20 protein-coding genes are annotated in these 24270 nt (G+C 73.4%); 17 read left to right on the top strand and 3 right to left on the bottom strand.

What is annotated here, in order from left to right; all coding sequences use genetic code 11:
- The first annotated feature begins 5 nt into the window (after positions 1–5).
- From efp to FHS22_RS20340, 5 genes are all read left to right on the top strand, one after another.
- Positions 6–566, top strand: coding sequence for an elongation factor P (gene efp / locus FHS22_RS20360; protein ID WP_184943815.1), 561 nt, complete (start codon positions 6–8; stop codon positions 564–566).
- Complete coding sequence (gene nusB / locus FHS22_RS20355) at positions 566–976, top strand: transcription antitermination factor NusB (protein WP_184943814.1); 411 nt, start codon at positions 566–568, stop codon at positions 974–976. The genes efp and nusB overlap by 1 nt, the downstream gene beginning before the upstream one ends.
- Before the next feature lie 167 nt (positions 977–1143).
- Entirely contained in the window at positions 1144–1902 is a 759-nt protein-coding gene (locus FHS22_RS20350; RefSeq protein ID WP_184943813.1) for a methyltransferase domain-containing protein, read from the top strand.
- 55 nt (positions 1903–1957) lie between these two features.
- Complete coding sequence (gene dinB, locus FHS22_RS20345; RefSeq protein ID WP_184943852.1) at positions 1958–3178, top strand: DNA polymerase IV; 1221 nt, start codon at positions 1958–1960, stop codon at positions 3176–3178.
- Positions 3179–3325: 147 nt separating this feature from the next.
- Entirely contained in the window at positions 3326–3727 is a 402-nt protein-coding gene (locus FHS22_RS20340) for a DUF3040 domain-containing protein (protein WP_184943812.1), read from the top strand.
- A 113-nt stretch (positions 3728–3840) separates the two neighbouring features.
- Here the strand turns inward: FHS22_RS20340 and FHS22_RS20335 are convergent, their stop codons facing one another.
- The 3 genes from FHS22_RS20335 to FHS22_RS20325 are packed head-to-tail and all read right to left on the bottom strand — an operon-like array spanning position 3841 to position 8580.
- The gene (locus FHS22_RS20335; RefSeq protein WP_184943811.1) at positions 3841–6291 is read right to left on the bottom strand and encodes a transglutaminase TgpA family protein; all 2451 of its coding nucleotides are present in this window, start codon (positions 6289–6291) and stop codon (positions 3841–3843) included.
- A complete protein-coding gene (locus tag FHS22_RS20330) occupies positions 6288–7544 on the bottom strand; it encodes a DUF58 domain-containing protein (protein ID WP_184943810.1) in 1257 nt (418 codons plus the stop codon). The genes FHS22_RS20335 and FHS22_RS20330 overlap by 4 nt, the downstream gene beginning before the upstream one ends.
- 58 nt (positions 7545–7602) lie before the next feature.
- Positions 7603–8580, bottom strand: a complete 978-nt coding sequence (locus FHS22_RS20325) for an AAA family ATPase (RefSeq protein WP_184943809.1) — start codon at positions 8578–8580, stop codon at positions 7603–7605.
- 652 nt (positions 8581–9232) lie between these two features.
- Here FHS22_RS20325 and mraZ point away from each other — a divergent pair.
- The 12 genes from mraZ to FHS22_RS20265 all read left to right on the top strand — a co-directional run bounded on the left by mraZ (position 9233) and on the right by FHS22_RS20265 (position 24100).
- The gene (gene mraZ, locus FHS22_RS20320) at positions 9233–9664 is read left to right on the top strand and encodes a division/cell wall cluster transcriptional repressor MraZ (RefSeq protein ID WP_184943808.1); all 432 of its coding nucleotides are present in this window, start codon (positions 9233–9235) and stop codon (positions 9662–9664) included.
- Between the two features lie 308 nt (positions 9665–9972).
- A complete protein-coding gene (gene rsmH, locus FHS22_RS20315) occupies positions 9973–10971 on the top strand; it encodes a 16S rRNA (cytosine(1402)-N(4))-methyltransferase RsmH (protein ID WP_184943807.1) in 999 nt (332 codons plus the stop codon).
- 43 nt (positions 10972–11014) lie between these two features.
- Positions 11015–11533 (top strand): cell division protein FtsL, encoded by a 519-nt coding sequence (gene ftsL, locus FHS22_RS20310; protein ID WP_184943806.1) that lies wholly within the window; start codon positions 11015–11017, stop codon positions 11531–11533.
- Positions 11534–12270: 737 nt separating this feature from the next.
- Entirely contained in the window at positions 12271–13998 is a 1728-nt protein-coding gene (locus FHS22_RS20305) for a peptidoglycan D,D-transpeptidase FtsI family protein (RefSeq protein ID WP_184943805.1), read from the top strand.
- A gap of 40 nt (positions 13999–14038) precedes the next feature.
- Positions 14039–15583, top strand: coding sequence for a UDP-N-acetylmuramoyl-L-alanyl-D-glutamate--2,6-diaminopimelate ligase (locus FHS22_RS20300; RefSeq protein WP_184943804.1), 1545 nt, complete (start codon positions 14039–14041; stop codon positions 15581–15583).
- A 12-nt stretch (positions 15584–15595) separates the two neighbouring features.
- Positions 15596–17032 (top strand): UDP-N-acetylmuramoyl-tripeptide--D-alanyl-D-alanine ligase, encoded by a 1437-nt coding sequence (locus FHS22_RS20295; RefSeq protein ID WP_184943803.1) that lies wholly within the window; start codon positions 15596–15598, stop codon positions 17030–17032.
- A complete protein-coding gene (gene mraY / locus FHS22_RS20290) occupies positions 17029–18084 on the top strand; it encodes a phospho-N-acetylmuramoyl-pentapeptide-transferase (RefSeq protein WP_184943802.1) in 1056 nt (351 codons plus the stop codon). The genes FHS22_RS20295 and mraY overlap by 4 nt, the downstream gene beginning before the upstream one ends.
- Before the next feature lie 49 nt (positions 18085–18133).
- Positions 18134–19513: a UDP-N-acetylmuramoyl-L-alanine--D-glutamate ligase gene (gene murD, locus FHS22_RS20285; protein ID WP_184943801.1), complete on the top strand. Its 1380-nt coding sequence runs from the start codon at positions 18134–18136 to the stop codon at positions 19511–19513.
- Positions 19510–20793: a putative lipid II flippase FtsW gene (gene ftsW, locus FHS22_RS20280; RefSeq protein WP_184943800.1), complete on the top strand. Its 1284-nt coding sequence runs from the start codon at positions 19510–19512 to the stop codon at positions 20791–20793. Before murD ends, ftsW begins: the two co-directional genes overlap by 4 nt.
- Positions 20794–20818: 25 nt before the next feature.
- On the top strand, positions 20819–21910 hold the full coding sequence (gene murG / locus FHS22_RS20275; RefSeq protein WP_184943799.1) for an undecaprenyldiphospho-muramoylpentapeptide beta-N-acetylglucosaminyltransferase: 1092 nt from the start codon (positions 20819–20821) through the stop codon (positions 21908–21910).
- A gap of 100 nt (positions 21911–22010) precedes the next feature.
- Entirely contained in the window at positions 22011–23417 is a 1407-nt protein-coding gene (murC, locus tag FHS22_RS20270; protein WP_184943798.1) for a UDP-N-acetylmuramate--L-alanine ligase, read from the top strand.
- The gene (locus FHS22_RS20265; RefSeq protein ID WP_184943797.1) at positions 23414–24100 is read left to right on the top strand and encodes a cell division protein FtsQ/DivIB; all 687 of its coding nucleotides are present in this window, start codon (positions 23414–23416) and stop codon (positions 24098–24100) included. Before murC ends, FHS22_RS20265 begins: the two co-directional genes overlap by 4 nt.
- Positions 24101–24270: the final 170 nt, after the last annotated feature.

Here is a 24270-nt window from a genome sequence, read left to right as displayed (position 1 = left end):
AACCAGTGGCGACGACGAACGACCTCAAAAACGGCCTCGTGCTCAAGCTCGAGGGCGGTGAGCTCTGGACGGTGGTGGAGTTCCAGCACGTCAAGCCCGGCAAGGGCGGCGCGTTCGTACGCACCAAGCTGAAGAACGTGATGTCGGGCAAGGTCGTCGACAAGACCTTCAACGCGGGCGTCAAGGTCGAGGTGGCCAACGTCGACAAGCGTGAGATGCAGTTCTCCTACATGGACGGCGAAGAGTTCGTCTTCATGGACACCGAGACCTACGACATGCTCCACGTCTCCCGGGCCGCGGTCGGCGACGCCGCCAACTACCTCCTGGAGAACATGCTCGCCACCGTGGCGATCAACGAGGGCAACGTGCTCTACGTGGACCTGCCCGCGGCCGTCGAGCTGCTCATCGCCGAGACCGAGCCCGGCCTGCAGGGCGACCGCTCCACCGGCGGCACCAAGCCTGCCAGGCTGGAGACCGGCGCGGAGATCAAGGTCCCGCTGTTCATCACGACCGGCGAGAAGGTCAAGGTCGACACCCGCACCGGCGATTACCTCGGCCGCGCCTGATGTCGGCACGGGGTAAGGCGCGCAGGCGCGCGCTGGACATCCTGTTCGAGGCCGAGGCGCGCGGCGAGGACCCGCTGAGGGTCCTCGCCGAGCGCCTGGAGAGGAAAGAACCGCCGGTCAACGAGTACACCGCGGCGCTCGTCGAGGGCGTGTGCCGGCACCGGGCGCGGATCGACGAGCTGATCACGACCTACGCCGAGGGCTGGACGCTCGACCGCATGCCCGCGGTCGACCGCAACCTGCTCCGCGGCGGCACCTACGAGCTGCTCTGGATGCCCGACGTCCCCGAGGGCGTCGTCATCAGCGAGTGGGTCGGCCTGGCCGCGGAGCTGTCGACGGACGAGTCGCCGCAGTTCGTCAACGGCCTGCTGGCACGGTTCAAGCAGCTCAAGCCGTCGCTGGCCCTGTAGCGGCGGCGGGGCGGCCGCGCCCGCGGGGGCCCGCCGGTCCCCGCGGATCCTCCTCTCCCCGCGGACGCGGAAAGACTCGCCCAAGAGCCGGTGCGGATCACATGGACGGCTCCGGGGGCGGCGCGGCGTAAGCTGGGCTGGTCACCGATGGAGGAGGCGATCTGAAGTTGCATGCCGTAGGCCTCTCGAGGCAGGCGGGCACGCCGGCGGTCCGCACCGCCGTGGTCTGGGACGTCCTGCGGGCGGTGCTGGCGGACAGGGTGGCCGCGACCGGCCGCGACCGGCTGGACATCGTCGACGCGGGCGGCGGGACCGGGGGGTTCGCCGTTCCGCTGGCCGGGCTCGGGCATGCCGTCACGGTCGTCGACCCCAGCCCGGACTCGCTGGCCGCGCTGGAGCGCCGGGCCGCCGAGGCGGGGGTGGGCGTGCGGGCGCTGCAGGGCGACGCCGCCGACCTGGGGGAGCTCCTTCCCGCCGACGGAGCCGACCTGGTGCTCTGCCACAGCGTGCTGGAGTACGTCGAGGAGCCCGCCGGAGCGCTGGCCGCGATGGCCGGTCTGGTCCGCGAGGGCGGTGTGATCAGCGTGCTGGCCGCCAACCCGCTCGCCGCCGCGCTGCACCGTTCGGTCGCGGGCCGGTTCGACGAGGCCCGCCAGGTCCTGGACGACCCCGAGGGCCGCTGGGGGGACCGCGATCCCACGCCGCGGCGGTTCACCCGCGAGTCGCTGGTCGCGCTTCTGGCCGCCGCCGGATTCCGGCCCGGAGAGGTGCACGGCGTGCGGATCTTCGCCGACCTCGTGCCGAGCAGGCTGCTCGACGGCGAGCCCGGTGCGGCGGGTGCCCTGGTCGCCCTGGAGCAGGCGGCGGCCGCCCATCCGGTCCTGCGGGACATCGCCACCCAGCTGCACGTTCTCGGTCACCGGTGAGGCTTGCGTCGAACGGGTGTTCCCATAGGATGGCGCCGTGTCGAGGAAACAGCAGATGCCGCGCCCGGAGTCGGATCTGGGCGACGACGACACCGGCTGCCCCATCCTCCACGTGGACATGGACGCGTTCTTCGCCAGCGTCGAGCTGCGTGAGCGCCCCGAGCTCGCAGGCGCCCCCGTCATCGTGGGCGCACCCGGCGCACGGGGCGTGGTCCTCAGCGCGACCTACGAGGCGAGGAGGTTCGGTGTGCACTCGGCGATGCCCATGAGCCGGGCCCGCCGGCTCTGCCCCCGGGCGGTGGTCATTCCGCCGAGCCACGGGAAGTACGCCGCGGTCTCCCGGAGCGTCATGGAGCTCTTCGGCACCTTCACCCCCGAGGTGGAGCCGATCGCCTCGGACGAGGCCTTCCTCGACGTCGCCGGGGCGGGCAAGCGGCTCGGCCGGCCGGCGGCGATCGCCGCGATGATCCGCGAGCGGGTCGCCGCGGAACACGGGATCACCTGCTCGGTGGGAGTGGCGAGCAGCAAGTTCGTGGCCAAGCTGGCCTCGCGGCACGCCAAGCCCGACGGGCTGTTCGTCGTCCCGGCGGCCAGGGTGGTGGACTTCCTCCACCCGCTGCCGGTGGGGGCCCTGTGGGGCGTGGGGGAGCGCACGGAGCGGTCCCTGCTCCGGCTCGGCGTCAGGACCGTCGGCGACCTCGCCAGGACTCCCCCGGAGACGCTCCAGCGGGAGCTCGGCCAGGCGGCCGGCGCCCACCTGCGGGAGCTCGCCTGGGGCCGCGACGAGCGGCGCGTGACCCCGCACGTGCCCGACCGGAGCATCGGCGCGGAAGAGACATTCGTCACAGATATCGATGATCCAGTGCGGATCCGCAGGGAGCTGCTCCGCCTCTCGGAGCGGGTCGCCGCCCGGCTCAGGGAGGGCGGTCACGTCGGCCGCACGGTCAGCGTCAAGCTCCGCCGCGCCGACTTCACGACGATCTCCCGGTCCCGGACGCTGAGGGATCCGACGGACGTCGCCCAGGAGCTCTACGCGGTCGCCTGTGACCTGTATGCCGTTTCCGGCCTGGAAAAAACGCGCCTCCGCCTCGTCGGGGTGCGGGTGGAGAACCTGCTCCCCGCCGGCGGGGCGGCCCGGCAGCTCAGCCTCGGAGAACGGGAGACGGGCTGGCGGGAGGCCGAGCGGGCGATGGACCGGGCGGCCCGGAGATTCGGTCGTGACGCGGTGCTTCCCGCCTCTCTCGTTCGTCCGCCGTCTGATGGAGTGGATCTATGACGTCACCTCCGGTTTGGACTACGTTGGACGTTTTCTTTCGTCTACGTCTACAGCCTCGTATTCTGGGGATAACCGACCGCGAGGTTCGGACACCCCGTGTCGTCCGTCACCGTCTTCCCCGTCCTGGGGCTGTCCTTGGGAGGCGCCGTGCCGCTCTCTGAGCACGAGCAGCGCCTGCTCGAACAGATCGAGCAGGCCCTCTACGCCGAGGACCCGAAGTGGGCCAATACCGTAAGGATCAGTGATCCGCGCAGCCATTACAAGCGTCGCCTGGTGAAGGCCTCCGCCGGCTTCATCCTGGGCGTCGTCCTGCTGATGGTCGGCGTCGTGATCCAAGTCATCCCGCTCGGCGTCGGCGGTTTCGTGGTCATGCTCGCTGCGTGTCTGTGGGGTCTGTCCAGCTGGAAGCGGATGAACGGGTTCGGTGAGAACACCGCGACCCCGTCCGCCGGACAGCAGGAGAGCAGGGCGGGGCGCCGCGGAGGCGCCCGGCCCGGTTTCATGGAGCGGATGGAAGAGCGCTGGCGCCGTCGTCACGACGAGCGCTGATCTCCTTCCTCTGCTCCGGAGGCCACACGTGAGTCGTCCCCCGGTGGGGGGACGACTCACGCATGGATGAGGCCTGCACCGGTGCTCCGGCTGCTCCGGCACCCGTCCGGAGGTCAGGCGTTCCTGCGTGCGGGGCGCCCGAACCGGATGTTCTCCAGGCGGTCGAAGCCGTCGAGCAGACGGGTGCCCATCGCCCGGATCCGCAGGAGCATGGACGGGGGCAGCAGCACCGCTCGGACCCGCCTGCCCCGTGACACGGTGCTCGCCAGCGCCCGCCGTACCCGGCGGACGTCCTCGCGGAACGAGCCGGTCTCCCCGAGCGTCCGGGCGAAGAGCATGCGCTCCACCGCCTCGGCGATCCTCGCCAGCGAGGCGGCGGCCGCCGCGTCGAACTCGTGCTGCTCGCTCAGCCGCCGGGCCAGGGCCCGCGGGCTCTCGCTGGGCTGCCGGGACACGCCGTAGTCGCACAACGCGTCGTCGAGCTCCGCCCAGGCGGCCGCGACCGTGGCCTGGCCGCGGTTGCTGCGGACCGCTGCGATGCCGGTGGAGCCCAGGGCCGTCGCGGTCGCCTCCCCCGCCTCCCCGGCAGCCCCGCTCCTGAGCGCCTGGCGGGAGTAGACGCGCCGGCGCCTCAGCAGTACCCCCGCGCGGAGCAGCGCGGGGATCAGCACGACCAGCAGCACGGCCACGCCCCCCAGGCCGATCTTCACGGCCGTCGGGGTGCCCTCCTCCACCGCGACGGGCACGCCGCCGAAGTCGCGGTCGAGCATCGGGTTGCGGGGGTTGCTCGCCGACCCGCTGGGCACGCCGGCGCCGGTGGGGCCGGTGCTGGGGTTCGCCGTGGGCGTGTCGTCCCCGCCGGTGGTGACCTCCGGCTGGGTGTAGATCGGCACCGTCGCGCTGCCCTGCCCGGCGGCGCCCGCCGGAGTGGGCTCGAAGCGCAGCCAGCCCGTCCCCTCGAAGTAGAGCTCGGGCCAGGCGTGCGAGTCGTGCGTACGCACGGTCCACTGCCCGGAGATGTTGGTGCCGCCGGTGTAGCCGACGGAGACCCGGGCGGGGATGCCCAGGACCCTGGCCAGCACCGCCATGGAGGCGGCGAACTGCTCGCAGTACCCGGCCCTGCTGCGGATCAGGAAGTCCGTCAGGGCGGGGCCGCCGTGGCCCTGGGTGGCCAGGGTGTAGCTGAACCCGCCCTTGGAGGTGAAGAACTCCTGGAGCTGGATCGCCTGCTCGTACTTGCCGGCGTCCGGGTCGGTGACCGCGGAGGCCAGCCTGACGATCTCGTCGGGGAGGTCCTCGGGAAGCCGCAGGTACTTGTCGCTGATCGCCTGCGGGGCGGCTCCGGCGGTCCTGAGCGCCTCGGCCGTGGGCCGGGGCTCGTTGCTGACGACCTCGTAGGTGCCGCCCTCGGCGGTGTCCGTGGTGGAGAACACCATGAGGGTGTCCACGTCGGCCCGCCAGTCGCCCTCGATCCGCACCTGGGTGGCCGGGTACGGCAGCGGCAGGAAGCTCAGCCTCCTGACCTCCTCGCTCACCGTGACCCTGGTGGTCGCCTGGGCGGCGGGCACGCCCGCGCCCTGACCGGGAGCGGGCGGCAGCGGGCCCTCCGAGGTCCGGTCCTGGGGCCGGCCCCGCGGCGGCGACATCGTCCACTCCGTGCCGTCGAAGACGTCCAGCGAGTACAGCCGCAGGTAGCGGGAGGCGCTGTCACTGCTGGTGTAGGTCAGGACGGTCGAGTTGGCCGGGAGCGAGAGCGCCCCCCGCAGGTTGACCATCGCGTTCGGTATGCCGATCGTGTTGCCGCCCCGGCCGTTGCCGTTCCCCACGCCGAACCCGAACAGCGGGTTCGGTTCCAGGGTCGGCACCATCGACGGCAGCAGGACGGCCAGCACGATCGCGGCGAATCCCACCCGCTTGCCCGACAGCCGCAGCGTCCCCGTCTCCGCGGCGGGGCGGGGGGCGACGAAGGACGGGGTCCGGCGGACCAGCACCGCCCGCCCCCAGTGGGTGACCCGCTCCCGCCCGTCGGCCGCGAGCAGCCCGAGGAAGCCGAGCGCGGCGATGACGACCGTGGGCCAGCTGAGCGGGTCGCCGATGAAGGAGGCGGGCACCACGAACAGCGAGAGCAGCGGGAGCCCGGCCAGCGCGCTCCGCCGCAGCCGGGCGGCGCAGAAGTCGACCAGTATCGCGATCAGCCCGACGCCGCCGCAGGTCAGCAGGGTGATCCCGGGTCTTTCCGGGACGGGGACGGCGAACTTCTGGATGTCGGCGAACCCGGTGGCCACCAGCTCGGCCAGCTCGACGGCCGACTCCTTGGTCGGCACCACCCGGGCCCACGCCGTGTCCCCGGCGAACACCGCCGTCAGGTAGAGCCAGAACACGGCCAGCTGGGCCAGCGGCACCGGCCAGACCGGCAGCGTGTAGCGGCTGGCCAGCATGCCGACCGCGGTCACCACGAGGATGGCGCCGAGACTCGCCCAGAACCAGGTGCCGGTCTGGAAGAGGGGGTAGAGCGCGACGGCGACCGCTCCGGTGGCCGCGCCCGCCGCTACGGGAAGTCTCATGAACCGCCACCTCCGCTGAGGGCGAACCGCCCGCGCTGTGCGGCGTCCGGCCACACGCCCGCGATCGAGGCGCCCGCGGGCAGCCGTACGATGCGCCAGCCCGCCCCGGCGAGCACCGCCTGCGCCGCCTGGTACTCCTGGCCGTCGCCGAGCTCGGGCCGCTCCCAGCCGGCCACGTCCAGCATGACGGCCACGCCGGTCACGTTGCCGTGCCTGAGCCGGGCGAGGGCCTGCGCCTCGTCGACGGCGACGCCGCCGAGCACGGCCACGATCAGCCCGTCGCCGCCGCCCTGCCGCAGGGCGCCGATGCCGTACTCCAGCGACCGCGCCGAGCTGGTCCGCACCACCGCGAGGGTGTCCAGCAGCGACCAGCTCAGCCCGGTGTCGGTCAGATGTTCGGCGCCCTGGTCGGTGACCAGCCGGAGTCCGAGCCCCTCGTGCGCCAGGTGCACGCCGATGGAGGCCGCGGCCGAGACCGCCACCTCGAAGGACGAGCGCGGCCCCTCGCCCCGGTGCGCGTACCTCCGCGTGTCCAGCAGGAGCGCGCCCCGGCTCTGCCACTGCTGCTCCTCACGGCGGACCATCAGCTCGCCGTGCCTGGCGGTCGAGCGCCAGTGCACCCGCCGCAGGTCGTCGCCCTGCCGGTACTCGCGGGGCGCGACGTCGTCGTCGCCCGCGGCGGCCACACTCCTGGTACGGCTGTCGCCCCCGCCGGTCCACTCGCCGGACAGGCGGACGTGCGGCAGCGCCACCACCTGCGGGGTCACCACCAGCGTGTCGCTGACGGTGAACGACCGGGTCAGCTCGACCAGGCCGAAGGGGTCGCTGATCCGGATGGAGAGCGGGCCGATGGCGAACCGGCCGCGCAGATCGGAGCGGACCCGGTAGTCGATCTCCCGGATGCCCCGCGGCTCGACCCGGTCCAGGACGAACCTGGGCCGGGCGCCGAGCGCGTAGGGGACGGTGTCCTCGATCATCAGCAGACCGGTGGGGAGCCGGGTGACGTTCTCCAGCCGGAGGGTCACGGTGGCCTCGCCGCCGACCTCGGCCCGGGGCGGGTCGAGCCGCCGCGCGCAGCTCAGCCGGTAGCGGGTGCGGGCCACCACCATGGCGGCGAGCAGCGGCAGGGAGACGATCAGCACGCCGACCCGGAGCAGGTCGTGCTCCCCGAGCGCGAAGGCGCACAGCAGCGCGGCGGTGCCCGAGGCGAGGAAGGCCCTGCCGCGGGCGGTGAGCGCCTTCAGCCCGGTCATCGCGTCACCGCCTGCGCCGGTTCGGCGGTCCGGGCCGGGAGGCCGCCGGGTCGGGTGCTCATCGCGCCTGCGCCTCGGGCACGGGCACCCGGCGGACCAGGTCGGCGATCACCTGCTCGGGCAGGCGGCGCTGGCCCTGCGCCTCGACACTGGGCAGCAGGCGGTGGGCCAGCACGGGGACGCACAGGGCCTGCAGGTCGTCGGGGATGACGTAGTCGCGGCCGGAGAGCGCGGCGTGCGCCCGGGCGGCGCGGACGAGCTGCAGCGTCGAGCGCGGGGAGGCGCCGAGCCGCAGTTCGGGGGAGTGCCGGGTGGCGGTCACCAGGTCGATCGCGTACTTCTTGATCGCCTGTGAGACGTAGACCGCGCGCACCGCCTCGATCAGCGCCCGGACCTCGGCGGTGGTGGCCACCGGCGCCAGCTTGTCGATCGGGGAGGCGGCGCCGTGGACGTCGAGCATCTCCAGCTCGGCGGCGGGCTCGGGGTACCCCATCGCGATCCGCGCGGTGAAACGGTCGCGCTGCGCCTCGGGGAGGGGATAGGTGCCCTCCATCTCGATCGGGTTCTGGGTGGCGATCACCATGAAGGGGGCGTCCAGCCGGTAGGTCGTGCCGTCGACGGTGACCTGGTGCTCCTCCATGCACTCCAGCAGCGCCGACTGCGTCTTGGGCGAGGCCCGGTTGATCTCGTCGCCGACCACGATGTTGGCGAACACCGGGCCGGGCTTGAACTCGAACTCCCGTGTCTGCTGGTTGTAGGCGCTCACCCCGGTGATGTCGCTGGGCAGCAGGTCGGGGGTGAACTGGACCCGGCGCACCGGGCAGTCGATGGATCGTGCCAGCGCCTTGGCGAGCATGGTCTTGCCGACGCCCGGCACGTCCTCGATGAGCAGGTGGCCCTCCGCCAGCAGGACGGTCAGGGTCAGGCGGACGACGTCGCCCTTGCCCTCGATGACCGATTCGATCGCCTCGCGGATCCGGTGCGCGGTGGCGACCAGGTCGTCGAGCTGAGGTGGGACGTCATGGGTTACTGCCACCAGGCCTCCATCGTTCTCCTGCCGAGGGGTCTGCCGGGCCCACCCGGCAGGGGAATCGCCCCCGGCATGCTTCTCGTGTTCGAAAACAGTCAGGGCTCGGCCGCCGCCCCGCGGCGCCGTGCGGATCCGCGCCCGTCACGGGCGGTGTCCGCCGGATGTCCCCGGTGCTCGATCGTCCTTATTTCAATTGTGACTACCGACACTACGATGCCGCGAGTTCCTGGGCGACTTTATGTGGTCATCCAGGTTGTTTCCGGGTGAACCTGCCATATTGTGCCGGGAACGCGTCGTGTTCTCGCCTCGCGGGTGTGCCGATCTCGTGACACGGACCGGCCGGCGCGTCCGTGCGGCCCCTCCTGCGCCCCCTCCGTCCGCCCCTCCCGCGTCTCCTCCGCCCCGCGACCGCGGCCCTCCTGACCGGCCGGACGCGGCGGCCGTCCCGACACGCCCGCCGGGTGGAGGGGGGCCGGTGCCCGCTCCACTCCGCTCCACCCCTCTGACCTGGGGAAATATCGACCATTTCGGGCGCCGACCCGGCCTGAATCAGTTGACGGTGGAGAGAAGTGGAGTATGGTGGTGCGCAGTGGAGGGCAGGGGCTGTGGAGGAGTAGTGCAGCGCTGGGCACTCCGCTAGGCACGGGAGGTGGGGCCGGTGTTCCTCGGCACCCATCATCCGCGCCTCGACGACAAGGGACGGCTGTTCCTGCCGGCGAAGTACCGTGAGGAGCTGGCGGAGGGTCTGGTGATCACCAAAGGCCAGGAGCGCTGCCTCTACGTCTTTCCCGTAGAGGAGTTCAGGCGCATCACCGAGGCTCTGCGCACTGCGCCGGTGACCGCCAAGGCGGTCCGTGACTACAGTCGTGTCTTCTTCGCCAGCGCGTCTGACGAGGTCGCCGACAAGCAGGGACGTGTCACCATCCCGCCGGCTCTGCGCGAATACGCCAGCCTGCGTCGTGACTGCGTGGTCATCGGGGCCAACACCCGGTTGGAGATCTGGGACGCGCAGGCATGGGACACCTATCTGGCCGACCAAGAGCAGGCCTTCTCCGATCTGTCGGAGGAGGTGCTGCCAGGGATTCTGTGATTCCACGGTCGACTCATCGGTGAACACGTCGTTCGGCGAGGTCTCCACCCGCAACCAGCCGCGCGCCAGCTGATGCACCTTCCCCGGTGTCAGGTGGCGGGCGGACGCGCGGGTGCGGATGGGGACCTGGCCGGACGGCCCGGAGCGGGGGCCGGTAAGAGCCTTTCCCGACAACCCCTTGCCCTGCCGCGCGGCGCCCGAGTGGCGCCGCGTCGCTTTGTCGCCCCATCCGCAGGAAAAGGCTCCGCCGCATTGATGAACGTCCGCCGCGCCTCCCCGGTGATGCGGCGAGAGGGAGGTGGCGCCTCATGCGCGCCGACAACGACAGATCCGATCTCCCGGAGCGGGGCGGCCAGGCGCACGTGCCGGTGATGCTGGAGCGGGTGCTCGAACTGCTGGCCCCCGCGCTGGCCCGGCCCGAGCCCGTCGTCGTCGACGCCAACCTCGGTCTCGGCGGCCACGCCGAGGCGCTGCTGGCCGCGCACCCCTCACTCCACCTCATCGGGATCGACCGCGACCCCACCGCCATCGAGCGCTCCACCGCCCGGCTGGCGCCGTACGCGGGCCGGACCACGCTGGTCCGCGCGGTCTCGGACGAGCTCCCCGAGGTGCTGGCCGAGGCCGGCCGGAGGCGGATCGACGGCGCCCTGTTCGACCTGGGCGTCTCCTCGCCCCAGCTCGACGAGGCCGGGCGGGGCTTCGCCTACTCCTACGACGCCCCGCTGGACATGCGGATGGACCCCGACCAGGAGCTGACAGCGGAGATCGTCGTCAACACCTACCCCGTCGCAGAGCTGATCCGGATCCTCCGGGATTACGGCGAGGAAAGATTCGCCCCGCGTGTCGCGCACCTAATCGCAAAGGAACGGGGCAGGGAGGCCATAACGTCGACCAAGCGGCTTGCGGAGCTCGTCCGTACGGCGATTCCGGCCGCTACCCGACGAACCGGGGGAAACCCCGCAAAAAGGACTTTTCAGGCGTTGCGAATCGAGGTGAACGCGGAGTTGACGGCACTGGAACGCGCACTGCCCGCCGCGCTCGACGCGCTGACGCTCGGCGGGCGCGTCGTCGTGCTCGCCTACCACTCCCTGGAGGACCGGCTGACCAAGCAGGTCCTCACGGCGCGGACCAAGGACACCGGCCCACCCGGCCTGCCCGTCCCGCTCCCGGCCCACCAGCCGAGGTTCGCGCTCCTGACGAGGGGAGCAGAGCTCCCGAGCGAAGAGGAGGTGGCCCGCAACCCGCGGGCGGCCTCCGCCCGATGCAGGGCGGCAGAGAGGATCCGTGAGGCAGTTGACGAGGAGTGAGCCAGACGTCCGCCGTGCCGTGCCCGGCCGCGGTGGACGGCCCGTGCGTGTCCCCCGCGCGACGCCGCAGGCCCGCAGGCCCGCGCAGGTCGGAGCCGCGCAGGCCGGAGCGGCCCGGACCGCGGCGGTGCCCGCCGCCCGGCCCGTGCCGGTCGGGGACGCGCCCGCAGCCCGGCCCGCGACGGCGGGGACGGGGGTCGCGGGGGCCGCGAGGGCTCAGTCGCCGGCCGTGCGCCGCGGCGCGGCCGCGCCGCGCCGTCGCGGGCGCGCGCCGCGTGCTCCCTTCGTCCTGCTCGTGGTCGGGCTGCTCTGCGGCGGCCTGATCACCCTGCTGCTGCTCAACACCGTCCTGGCCGAGGGTTCCTTCAAGGAGAACGACCTGCGCAACGCCAACAAGGCGCTCATGCAGCAGAAGGAGGAGCGGAAGAACGAGAACGCCAGGAAGCAGATGCCCGACGAGATCGCGAAGGGCGTCGTGGACCAGAAGCCCGACTGGGACTCCGTCCACGCGCTCGACCCGGACGGCCAGGCGCAAGGGCGAGGGGCGGGCACGGGCCGGTGAAGGACAGCGGCGGCCGCGGTCCGGGTCCGGGCCGCGGCGGCTCCGGCCGTCGTGGTCCGGGCCGTACCGGCCGTCCGGAGGGTCCCGGGCGACCCGACGGCCCGGAGAGTGCGGGCAGGCCCGGACCGGCGGGCGGCCAGGGCGGACCCGGCAGGCCTGTGCCGCCCGGTGACAGGCCCGGGCCGCCGGGCGGCAGGAGCCGCCCCGCCAGGCCGGGACGTCCCGATCCGGCGGACGGCGACGGCGCGCAGGGCAGGCCCGGACCGGCCGGCGGCCGGGGCCGCCCGGGCAGGCCGCCCCGGCGCGAGGAGGCCCCGAGGCAGGGGCGCGCAGACGAGAGCGGGCGGCGGAGCCGTGCGGAGGGGATCCCCCGCCCGGGGGCTCCGGGCAGGCCGCCCCGGCCCGAGCGGCCCCGGCCCGCGCCCGAGGCCCCGCGTTCCGGATCCGGTCGTTCCGAAGCCCCGCGTGCCGCGTCCGGTCGTCCCGGGTCCGGTCGTTCCGAGACTCCGCGTTCCGGGTCCGGCCGTCCCGGCCGTACCGAGCCCCCCAAGCCGCCGGGACGTGAGACCCCGCGCCCGGCGTCCGGGCGGGCCCCCCGGCCCGCGCGGCGCGGAGACGAGCAGGAGACCGATCCCGGGTACGCCCGCGGGACGTCCGGCACGCCGCGCGGACCGCGTCCGCCCGTACGGCGCTCCGGGGACGGCCGGCCGCCCCGGCCTCCGGCGCGCCCGCCCGCGGTGCTGCGCCTGGGCAACCCCGGCAGGCGGATCAACATCGGCCTGATCGCCATGATCTTCGTGCTGTCCGTCTTCGCCGGGCGCCTGGTCCAGCTCCAGGGCCTGGACTCCAAGGTGTACGCGACGGAGGCGGCCAAGCAGCGCGTCCAGGGGGAGAAGATCCCGGCCCGGCGCGGCTCGATCACCGACGTGAACGGCCACGAGCTCGCGCTGACGGTCGAGGCGCGGGAGATCTTCCTCGACCCCGCGGTGGTCGAGCCCGCCCAGCGCGAGAAGGTGGCCGCGACGCTGGCCGCCGAGCTCGGCATGGCCAAGGACCAGGTCGCGGCCAAGCTCGCCGACGGCAGGAAGCGCTACGTGCCCGTGGCGACCGTCACCCCGACGCAGGCGGGGAAGATCCTGCGCCACAAGCTGGAGGGCGTCGGGAGCAAGCACAAGTACCTCAGGGACTACCCCGGCGGCGACCTCGCCGGGACCCTGCTCGGCTTCGTCGGAGACGACGGCAACGGGCTGAGCGGCCTGGAGCTCCTGCACGACAGGCTGCTGGCCGGGCGCGACGGCGAGCAGGTCATCGAGACCGGCGCCAAGGGCCAGCGGATCCCGATGACCCGCTCCACCCGCCGGACGCCCGTGGACGGCCGCGACGTGCGGCTCACCATCGACCGGGACATCCAGTGGGCCGCGCAGAAGACGATCGCCGAGCAGGTCGCCGCCACCGGGGCCCGCACCGGCAGCGCCATCGTGATGGACGTGCAGACCGGCCAGGTCCTGGCCGCCGCCAACGCCCCCGAGCTGGACCTGAAGAACTGGGAGGCGGCCCCGGCGGAGAACTGGGTCAACCGGGCCGTGGCCGACGTGTTCGAACCGGGCAGCACCAACAAGGTGATCACCGCCGCCGCCGCGCTGGAGTCCGGCGCCGTGCGGCCCGAGACCGTGTTCACCGTGAAGGACGAGATCAGGTGCGCCGACCGGGTGCTGCGCGACTCCCACCCGCACCCCACCGAGCGGCTGACCTTCTCCGGGGTGGTCGCCACCTCCAGCAACGTGGGCACGATCCTCGCCGCGGAGAAGGTGGGCGACCGCAAGCTCCACGAGATGCTGCGGCGCTTCGGGTTCGGGTCGAAGCCCGGCGCGGGGTTCTACGGGGAGGAGGCCGGGCTGCTGCCGTCCTGGGAGGACTGGTCGGGCAGCCAGCGCTGCACCATCGCCTACGGCCAGGGCATCTCGGTCACGGCGCTGCAGACGGCCAGCGTCTACCAGACCATCGCCAACGGAGGGGTGCGGGTCACCCCGTCGATCGTCGCGGGCACCACCGACGAGCACGGCGCCTTCACCCCGTCGGCGCCCGGCCGCCAGACCCGGGTGGTCGGCGAGCACACGGCCAAGGAGGTCACCGCGATGCTGGAGGCCGCCGTGAGCTCCGACGGCACCGGTACGATGGCCGCCATCGACGGCTACCGGGTCGCGGGCAAGACCGGCACCGCGATGCGCTACGACGCCGCCTGCCAGGGCTACTGCGGCTACACCGCCACCTTCGTGGGCTTCGCCCCCGCGGACAAGCCCCGGCTGGTGGTCCTGGCGGTGATCCAGGACCCCCGCGAGGGCCACTACGGTGGGGAGATCGCCGCCCCCGTGTTCAAGAAAGTGATGACGTTCGCGTTGAAGAGCAAGAAGATCCCGCCCACCGGAACCACACCGCCCCCGGTGCGGATACGCGCCGGGCAATGAGCCGGAACGGTACGCTCTCGCCGTGCGTCCCCCGTCGTCCATGCGACCCTCAACCAGCTCACCCCGGCCGCTCTCGGGGCTAGCGAGCCTGATCGGCGCGCCTTCGGGCACGTCGCGGGCGCCGCTCGCCGCCGTGTCGGGGATCACCATCGACTCGCGCCGGGTACGGCGCGGCGACCTCTACGTCGCGCTGCCCGGGGCCAGCGCCCACGGCGCGTCCTTCGCCGCGCAGGCCCTGTCCGCCGGAGCCGCCGCGATCCTGACCGACCCGGCGGGCCGCGAGGCCGCGGTCGCGACCGGCCTGCCGGTCCTGGTGGTCCCGGACCCGCGCGCCCTGCTCGGGCGGGTCGCCGCCTGGGTGTACGGCGAGCCCGTGAAAGGCCTGACGGTGATCGGCGTCACCGGCACCAGCGGCAAGTCGACCAGCACCTTCCTGCTGGAGGCCGGGCTGCGGGCCGCGGGCCACCGCGCCGGGCTGATCGGCGGGGTCGAGATCCGGGCGGGCGAGCTGCGCTTCGCGCCCACGCTCACCACGCCGGAGGCCAGCGACCTGCAGGGCCTGTTCGCCCTCATGCGGGAGCAGGGCGTCACCGCCGCCGCGATGGAGGTCTCCAGCCACGCGCTGGCCCTGGGCCGGGTCGACTCGGTCTTCTACGACGTCGCGCTGTTCACCAACCTCTCCCAGGACCACCTGGACTTCCACCGGGACCTCGACGACTACTTCGCGACGAAGGCCCGGCTGTTCACGCCCGAGATGAGCCGGGCCGGAGTGGTCAACGTCGACGACGCCCACGGCCGCGAGCTCCTCGGCCTGGCGAAGATCCCGATGACCACCTTCTCCGCCGCGGGCTCCCCGGACGCCGAGTGGCGGGCGGTGGACGTGCGCCTGGGCGCCGACGGCAGCTCCTTCCGGGTCGCCGGTCCCGGCGGGGTCGAGGAGGACGCCACGGTGGCCCTGCCCGGCCCCTTCAACGTGGCCAACGCGCTGGGCGCGATCGTCTCCCTGGTGGAGGCCGGAGTGCCGCTGCGGACCGCGGTGGCGGGCGTGGGCGCCCTGGCGGGGGTGCCCGGCCGGATGGAGCGGGTCACCGGCGCCGAGGACTTCCAGGCGATCGTCGACTACTCCCACAAGCCGGGCGCCGTGGAGTCGGTGCTGCGCTCGCTGCGCGAGGTCACCGCGGGGAGGCTGACCGTGGTGCTGGGCTGCGGCGGCGACCGCGACCGGGGCAAGCGCCCCATGATGGGGGAGGCCGCCGCGCGACTGGCGGATGTGGCCATCCTCACCAGCGACAACCCCCGCTCGGAGGATCCGCTGCGGATCCTGGCCGAGATGATGGACGGGGTCCTCGGCGTGCCCGAGGAGGGGCGCGCACATGTGATCATTGAGCCGGACCGGGCCGCGGCCATCGACCTGGCCATCGGCCGGGCGGGCTTCGGCGACGTGGTCGTCGTGGCGGGCAAGGGCCACGAGCAGGGCCAGTACGTCGGCGGCCAGGTGCTCCCGTTCGACGACAGGCAGGTGGTGGCCGACGCGGTCGTCAGACGGCGGAACCGGACCGGGCGCCGAAGCACATATGGAGAGTAGGGAAGCCGCATCATGATCCCGTTGCCACTGGCCAGGATCGCCGAGATCACCTCGGGCGCCCTCACGGGCATGGCCGATCCCCGCGCGGTGGTGCGGGGCCCGGTCGTCATCGACTCCCGGGCCGCCGTGCCGGGGTCGCTGTTCGTCGCCTTCAAGGGCGACCGGGCCGACGGGCACGACTTCGCCGCCCAGGCCGTGGAGGCCGGGGCGGTGGCCGTGCTGGCCGAACGGCCGGTCGAGGCCCCCGCGGTGATCGTCGGTGACACGATGGCCGCCCTGGCGGCCCTCGCCACGGCCGTCTGCGCCGAGCTGACCGGCTCCACGGTCATCGGCGTGACCGGCTCGGCGGGCAAGACCACCACCAAGGACCTGCTGGCCCGCCTCACCGCGAGGATCGGCCCGACGATCGCCCCGGTCGGCTCGTTCAACAACGAGATCGGCCACCCGCTGACCGTCCTGAAGGCCGACGAGACCACCCGCTACCAGGTGCTGGAGCTCAGCGCCCGGGGTGTCGGGCACATCGCCGAGCTGGCCCGCATCGCGCCGCCGAAGATCGGTGTGGTCCTCAACGTCGGCACCGCCCACCTGGGCGTGTTCGGCGGGAGGGAGGCGATCGCGCAGGCCAAGGGCGAACTGGTGGAGGCGCTGCCCGCCGACGGCGTGGCCGTGCTGAACGCCGACGACCCCCTGGTGGCGGCGATGGCCGAGCGCACCGCCGCCCGCGTCACCTGGTACGGCCGGGCCGCCTCGGCCGCCGTCCGGGCCGAGGGCGTGACCGTCGACGACCGGGGCCGGGCCTCCTTCACGCTGCGCACCCCCTCGGGCGCCGCCCCGGTCAGCCTGCGCCTGTACGGCGAGCACGCCGTGGAGAACGCCCTGGCCGCCGCCGCGGCCGCCTACGAGCTCGGCCTGCCGGTCGCCACGATCGCCGAGGAGCTGTCGGAGGCCGAGCCCCGCAGCCGCTGGCGGATGGAGGTGTCCGACCGCGCCGACGGCGTCACCGTGATCAACGACGCCTACAACGCCAACCCCGACTCCATGCGCGCCGCCTTCGGCGCCCTGGACGCCCTCGCGGGCGCCCGCCGCCGCTTCGCCGTCGTCGCCTCCCTCCAGGAGCTGGGGGAGGAGAGCGACGCCCTGAACGAGGGCGTGGGCCGGCTCGCCGGAGGGGCGGGCCTGACGGGGCTGGTCGTCGTCGGCGACGGCGCCGGGCCGATCCTGGCCGGCGCCCGCGCCGCGGGAGCCGTACCCGGCGTCCTCGGAGGGGGGGAGGCCTCCGCGCCGCGGGACGGCGCGCGCACCGTCGTGGCCTGCGTCCCCGACGCGGGGGCGGCCGCGGCCGCCCTGGAGGCGGCGCTGGCGCCCGGCGACGTGGTCCTGGTCAAGGGGCCGCGCGTCGCGGGCCTGGAACGCGTGGCCGAGGCGCTGCTCGGAGGTGACCGCCGGTGAGGGACATCCTCATCGCCTCGGCGGTGGGCCTGCTGCTGTCCATCTTCGGCACCCCCCTGGCGATCCGCCTGTTCTCCCGCCGCGGCTACGGCCAGAGCATCCGGGAGGAGGGCCCCTCCGGCCACCACGACAAGCGCGGCACCCCCACCATGGGCGGCACGGTGATCGTGATCTCCGCGCTCATCGCCTACGGGGTGGCGCACCTGATCCCCCCGCACGAGATGACGGTCTCCGGGCTGCTCGTGCTCTTCCTGATGACGGGGCTGGGGGCGGTCGGCTTCCTCGACGACTTCATCAAGATCTACAAGCAGCGCAGCCTCGGCCTGCGCAGCGGCGCCAAGGCCCTGGGCCAGCTCATCGTGGGGGCGGTGTTCGCGGTCCTGGTGACCCGCTTCCCCGACGCCTACGACATCACCCCGGCCGAGACCCGGGTGTCGTTCCTGCGGGACTTCGGGCCCTCGATCGGCATCGTCGGGTTCACCGTCTGGGTGCTCATCATGATCGTCGGCTTCTCCAACGCGGTGAACCTCACCGACGGCCTCGACGGCCTGGCCAGCGGCGCCACCGGCGCGGTGCTGGCCTCCTACATGCTGATCGGCAACTGGCAGCTCCGCAACAGCTGCACCGCCCAGCTCGGCCCGAACTGCTACTGGGTCCGCGACCCGCTGGACCTGGCCGTGGTCGCCGCCGCCGTGCTCGGCGCGCTGATCGGCTTCCTGTGGTGGAACGCCCCGCCCGCGAAGATCTTCATGGGCGACACCGGCTCGCTCGCGCTCGGCGGCGTCATCGCCGGCCTGGCCATCACCACCCGCACCCAGCTGCTGCTGATCATCCTGGCCGGCATGTGCGTGATCATCACGATGTCGGTGATCATCCAGGTCGGCTTCTTCAAGATGACCCGCAAACGCGTCTTCAGGATGGCCCCCCTCCAGCACCACTTCGAGCTGGCGGGCTGGGCGGAGACGACCATCGTGGTCCGGTTCTGGATCATCGCCGGTCTCTGCGCCGCCGCCGGGCTCGGCCTGTTCTACGTGGAGTGGGTGCCCAAGTAGGCCGGGCTCCCCGCCCGGATCCTCTCCCGAGTAAGGACCTGTCGTTCGAATGATCTGTGTGTTGGGCGCCGGAGTGTCCGGCGCCGCCGCCGCCCGCCTGCTGGCGGGCCGGGGCGAGCGGGTGGTGGTCCTGGAGGGCGGGGACGGCGAGCGGCAGCGCGCGGTGGCCGCCGGACTCGCCGCGGCGGGCGTCGAGGTCCGCTTCGGAGAGCCCTCCGAACTGCCCGAGGGCACCTCGCTCGTCGTCGCCACCGGCTGGCCGCCGCACCACCCGCTGCTGGTGGCCGCGGCCGGGGCCGGGGTCGAGGTGATCGGCGAGGTCGAGCTGGCCTGGCGGCTGCGCCCCGAGGGCGCGGCGCCGTGGCTGGCGCTGACCGGCACCAACGGCAAGACCACCGCGGTGCGGATGCTCACCTCGATGCTGGCGGCGGCCGGCCACAAGGCGCTCGCCGTCGGCAACGTGGGCGTGCCGGTCGTGGAGGCGGTCGCCGGGCCGTACGACGTGCTGGCGGTGGAGCTGTCCAGTTTCCAGCTGCACCGCGCGCCCACCGTCGCCCCGCGCGCCGCCGCGGTGCTCAACGTCGCCCCCGACCACCTCGACTGGCACGGCTCCATGGAGGAGTACGCGCGCGCCAAGGGGGAGATCTTCGCCCGGGCCGGGACGGTCGTCTACAACGCCGACGACGAGTGGTCGGCCCGCCTGGCCGCGCCGTACCCGGGCGCGGTCGGCTTCACGCTGCGCACGCCCGCGCCCGGGCAGCTCGGCGTGGTGGAGGACCTGCTGGTGGACCGGGCGTTCACCGACGACCCCGTCCGCACCGCCGAGGAGCTCGCCTCGCTGGAGGACGTGCGGCCCTTCGCCCCGCACAACGTGGCCAACGCGCTCGCCGCCGCCGCCCTGGCCAGGGCCCACGGGGTGCCCTGCGGGGCCGTACGGCAGGGCCTGCGGGACTTCGTGCCCGACCCGCACCGGATCGCGCACGTCGCCCGGGTCGCCGAGGTCGACTACGTCGACGACTCCAAGGCCACCAACCCGCACGCCGCCGCCGCCTCGCTGGCCGCCTACCCCGCGATCGTCTGGGTGGCGGGCGGGCAGCTCAAGGGCGCCGACGTGGACGAGCTGGTACGGCAGGCCGCCCCCCGGCTGCGCGGCGCGGTGCTCCTGGGCGCCGACCGGGAGCGGATCCGGCGGGCCCTGGCGCGACACGCCGAGAATGTCCCGGTGGTCGAGGTGGCCGGGCAGGACACTGGGGTCATGGACCGTGTCGTCACCGAAGCCGCCAGGCTCGCGACCCCCGGAGACACCGTGCTGCTGGCCCCGGCGGGCGCCTCCCTGGACATGTTCACCGGATACCCGGCCCGGGGGGAGGCGTTCGCCCGGGCCGTCCACCGCCTCGCGGCAGGGGAGACCGGGCGGGGTGAGGGGTGACCGCTGAGACGGCCGGCCGGACGCGCGAGCCCGCCCCCCTCAAGGGCCGCCTCGCGCGCCTGCGCGAGCTGCTGGAACGCCCCCTGTTCTCCTACCACCTGCTCCTGGGCGTCAGCGCGCTGCTGATGGCCCTGGGCCTGATGATGGTCCTGTCGGCCTCCAGCATCGAGGCGCTCCAGACCAGGGAGTCGGCCTTCGCGCTCTTCGGCCGGCAGCTCATCTCGATGATCCTGGGCCTGCTGCTGATGTGGATCTGCTCCCGGCTGCCCATCAGGTTCTTCCGGCAGGCCGGCTACCCGCTCATGGCCCTGGCGGCCCTGGGGCTGGTCCTGGTCTTCTTCATCGGCGACGAGGAGCTGGGCGCGCAGCGCTGGATCTACATCGGCGAGCTCACCGTGCAGCCTTCGGAGCCGGCCAAGTTCGCGCTGGTGCTGTGGGGCGCCGACCTGCTGGCCCGCCGGGCCCGCAACGGGACGATCGAGTGGCGCAACCTGTTCATCCCGCTGATGCCGGGCACCGCGCTCATGGCCATCCTGGTGATGCTGGGCAGCGACCTCGGCACCACGATCGTCCTGATGGCGATCTTCCTGGCGCTGCTGTGGGTGGTGGGCGCGCCGCTGAAGCTGTTCGGCGGGATCCTCGCGACGGCGACGCTCGCCACCATCGTGATGATCACCACCGAGGGCTACCGCTCGGACCGCATCGAGGGCTGGCTCAACCCGTGGGCCAACGCCGACGGGACGGGCTACCAGGCGGTCCAGGGGCAGATCGCGATGGGCAGCGGCGGCTGGTTCGGGCTCGGCCTGGGATCGAGCCGGCAGAAGTGGAGCTGGCTCCCGCACGCCGAGAGCGACTTCATCTTCGCCATCCTCGGCGAGGAGCTCGGCCTGATGGGCACGCTCGTCGTGATCGCCCTGTTCGGCCTGCTCGGTTACGCCGGACTGAGGGTCGCCACCCGGGTGAGGGACCCGTTCGTCCGGCTCGCCTCGGCCGCCGCGATCGCCTGGATCGCCGGCCAGGCCCTGGTCAACATCGGCGCGGTGATCGGGGTGCTGCCCATCACCGGCATCCCGCTGCCGCTGGTCTCCTACGGCGGTTCCGCGCTGTTGCCGACCCTCGCCGCACTCGGCATGCTGCTGTCGTTCGCCAAGCACGAGCCGGGTGCGCGGGAGGCTCTCGCCGCCCGTGGCCCCGGACCGGCGGCGCGGGCTCTAAGCTGGCTTGGCCTGCGAGCCCCGGGACCGACCCGGCGGCCGGGCCGCGCAAGACGACGAGTTTGACGACGAGAGCGAAAGGACCGATCTGGTGAGAGTGGTCCTCGCCGGCGGCGGGACGGCCGGGCACATCGAACCGGCGCTGGCCCTGGCCGACGCGCTGCGGCAGCTGGATCCGAACATCGGGATCACCTGCCTGGGCACCGAGCGGGGCCTGGAGACGCGGCTGGTCCCCGCCAGGGGATACGAGCTGCAGCTCGTGCCCGCCGTGCCGCTGCCCCGCGCGATAACCCCCCAGCTGCTGACCGTGCCCGGCCGCCTGGCCGGCGCCATCAGCACGGCCGCGCAGATCATGGACCGGGTCCAGGCCGACGTCCTGGTCGGCTTCGGCGGTTATGTGGCGACCCCCGCCTACCTGGCCGCCCGGCGGCGCGGCGTGCCGATCGTGGTGCACGAGGCCAACCCCCGCCCGGGCCTGGCCAACCGGCTCGGCGCGCGCCTGACCGACCACGTGTTCACCGGCCACCCGGACACCCCCCTGGCCCGGGCGGAGTACGTCGGGATCCCGCTCCGCCGCGAGATCGTCGGGCTGGACCGGCTGTCCACCGGCGACAAGGCGCGTTCCTGGTTCGGTCTGGAGGCCGACCTGCCCACCCTTCTGGTCACGGGCGGATCCCAGGGAGCGCGCTCGCTCAACCGGGCGGCCCTGGCCGCCGCCCCGGCGCTGCGCCAGGCCGGCATCCAGGTGCTGCACGTCATCGGCCCGAAGAACACGCTGGAGCAGGAGCCGCCCCCCGGCGACCCCCAGTACGTCGTGCTGCAGTACGTCGACCGGATGGACCTGGCCTACGCCGCGGCCGACTTCGCCCTGTGCCGCAGCGGCGCCATGACGTGCGCAGAGATGACCGCGGTGGGTCTGCCCGCGGCCTACATCCCCCTCCCGCACGGCAACGGCGAGCAGCGGCTCAACGCCGCGCCGATCGTGCAGGCGGGCGGAGGGATCATGGTCGACGACGCCGACCTGACCCCCGAGTGGATCGTCCGGAACGTGCTGCCGATCCTGGCCGACCCCGAGCGGGTGGTCGCGATGTCGGAGGCGGCGGCCCGGATGGGCCGCAAGGACGCCGACGTGACCCTCGCCCGGAAGGTGCTCCAGATCGCGGCGCAGGGAGGAAGCCGATGAGCGGGCGGCGGGCCCGGTGCGGTGGGCTCCGGTGCGACCGGAGCGGCGGGCCGGGGGCCGGGACCGGCCGCGCGGTGAGCGATGGAGTGGTGAGCGGCCGATGAGCCTCGTCAAACTGGTGGAGCCGGTCGCGGCCGAGGAGCTCGGGCGGGTGCACTTCATCGGGATCGGCGGTGCCGGGATGTCCGGCATCGCGAGGATCCTGCTGAAGCGGGGGGTCCCGGTCTCCGGGAGCGACGCCCGCGGCTCGGAGATGGTGACCGCCCTGCGTGAGCTGGGCGGGGTCGTGCACATCGGCCACGCCGCCTCGAACATCAAGAACGTGGACACCGTCGTGGTCTCGACCGCGATCCGCGACTCCAACCCCGAGCTGGGCGAGGCGCTCCGGCAGGGGCTCAGGGTGATCCCCCGGGCCGCCGCGCTCGCCTCGGTCATGGCGGGCCGGTCCGCGGTCGCGGTGGCGGGTACGCACGGCAAGACCACCACCACCTCGATGCTGACCGTGGCGCTGCAGCGGTGCGGCGCCGACCCGTCCTACTGCGTCGGCGGCCAGCTGGTCACCACCGGTCTGGGGGCCGACGAGGGCACGGGCAAGGTGTTCGTCGCCGAGGCCGACGAGAGCGACGGCTCCTTCCTCATGCTGGCCCCGGACATCGCGGTGGTGACCAACGTCGAGCCGGACCACCTCGACAACTACGGGGATCCGCGCGCGGTCTACGACAGCTTCGCCCGTTTCGTCGAGCGGATCGGCACCTGCCTGGTGGTCTGCGCCGACGACGCCGGTTCCGCGGCGCTCGTGCCGATCGCCCGTGCCCGCGGACTGAAGGTCGTCACGTACGGCGAGGCCGAGGGCGCGGACCTGCAGGTGAGCGGGATCTCCCCGGAGGGCATGGGGATCTCCTTCTCGGTCCGCGGCCGGGGGGAGGTCAGGCTGGCGGTGCCGGGCAGGCACAACGCGCTCAACGCCGCCGCCGTCATCGCGGTGGCGGCGGAGCTGGGAGTGTCCTTCGAGGAGATCCGCGACGGCCTGGCCGCCTTCACCGGCGCCAAGCGGCGCTTCGAGGCCAAGGGGGAGGCCGGGGGGGTGGCGGTCTTCGACAGCTACGCCCATCACCCGACCGAGCTCGCCGCCGACCTGCGGGCGGCGCGGGACGTGGTGGCCTCCTTCTCCGGATCGGGCCGGGTCATCGCGGTCTTCCAGCCGCACCTCTACTCGCGCACCAGGTTCTTCGCCGACGAGTTCGGCGCCGCCCTGGGCCTGGCGGACGAGGCCGTGGTCCTGGACGTCTACGGGGCCAGGGAGGATCCCGAACCCGGGGTCTCCGGCGCGCTGGTGGCGGGCAAGGTGCCGCTCCCGCCCGAACGGGTCGAGTACGCCCCCCGGCGTGAGGCCGTGGCCGCCCTGGTGGCCGGCCGGGCCAGGCCCGGTGACATCGTCCTGACCATGGGAGCGGGGGACGTGACCGAGCTGGGTCCCTTGATCGTCGCGGAGCTGGCCGCCCGGTGACGCGCAGCGCCGCCGCAGGCAGGGCATGGCGGACGGCCTTCCTGGGACTGCTCACCGCCGGGGTCGTCGGTACGGCGGCCTGGCTGGTGTTCGTCTCACCCGTGCTCGGGGTCCGGGAGATCCGGGTGGCGGGCAACTTCGACGTGCCCGCCGAGCAGATCCGGCAGGCGACGGGGGTCGCCGACGGCAAACCCCTGGCCACCGTGGACGCCGCCGAGGTCGAGGGCCGGATCGCGCGGATCAGGCGGATCGAGTCGGCGCGGGTCAGCCGGAGCTGGCCCGGCACGCTGGTGGTCGAGGTCGTGGAGCGGACGCCGATGGCGGTGCTGCCGGTGGGCGGCGCCTTCGCCCTGGTGGACCGGCACGGTGTGGTGATCGAGATGAAGGGCGCCGCGCCGCCGGCCCTGCCCGTGCTGCGCCTGAACCGTCCCGGGCCGGGGGATCCGGCGACCGCGGCGGCACTGGCCGTGGTGGGCGCGCTCCCGGAGGAGCTGGCCTTCCGGGTCGCCGAGGTGCTCGCACCTTCCGCGGAGACGGTCTCACTGCGCCTGAGGGACGGCAGATCGGTGGTGTGGGGCGGTCCGGACCGCCCCGCGGACAAGGCCCGGGTCCTGTCCGCCCTGCTGGGCCGCCCCGCGGACATCTATGATGTGAGCTCGCCGGACGTCGTGACGGTGAAGTGACCGTGACGCCCGGAGGGGCGGTCTCCGGGCGCCCTGCCGGACGTCTCGCGAAAAGGACAGGCCGCGACACGCCGGACGTGCTTGCGGCGCGGTTAGTTGACCCGCCCGGAGCGTTGCTCCTACTGTCCGTATCAATCCTCAGGTTGACATAAATCTAAATCTCAACTTGA

This window comes from Thiemannella venezuelensis (assembly GCF_014203605.1).
Lineage (GTDB): Bacteria > Actinomycetota > Actinomycetes > Streptosporangiales > Streptosporangiaceae > Planomonospora_A > Planomonospora_A venezuelensis.
Note: the sequence above shows the minus strand (reverse complement) of the source record. Positions and strands in the feature narration are given on the sequence as shown.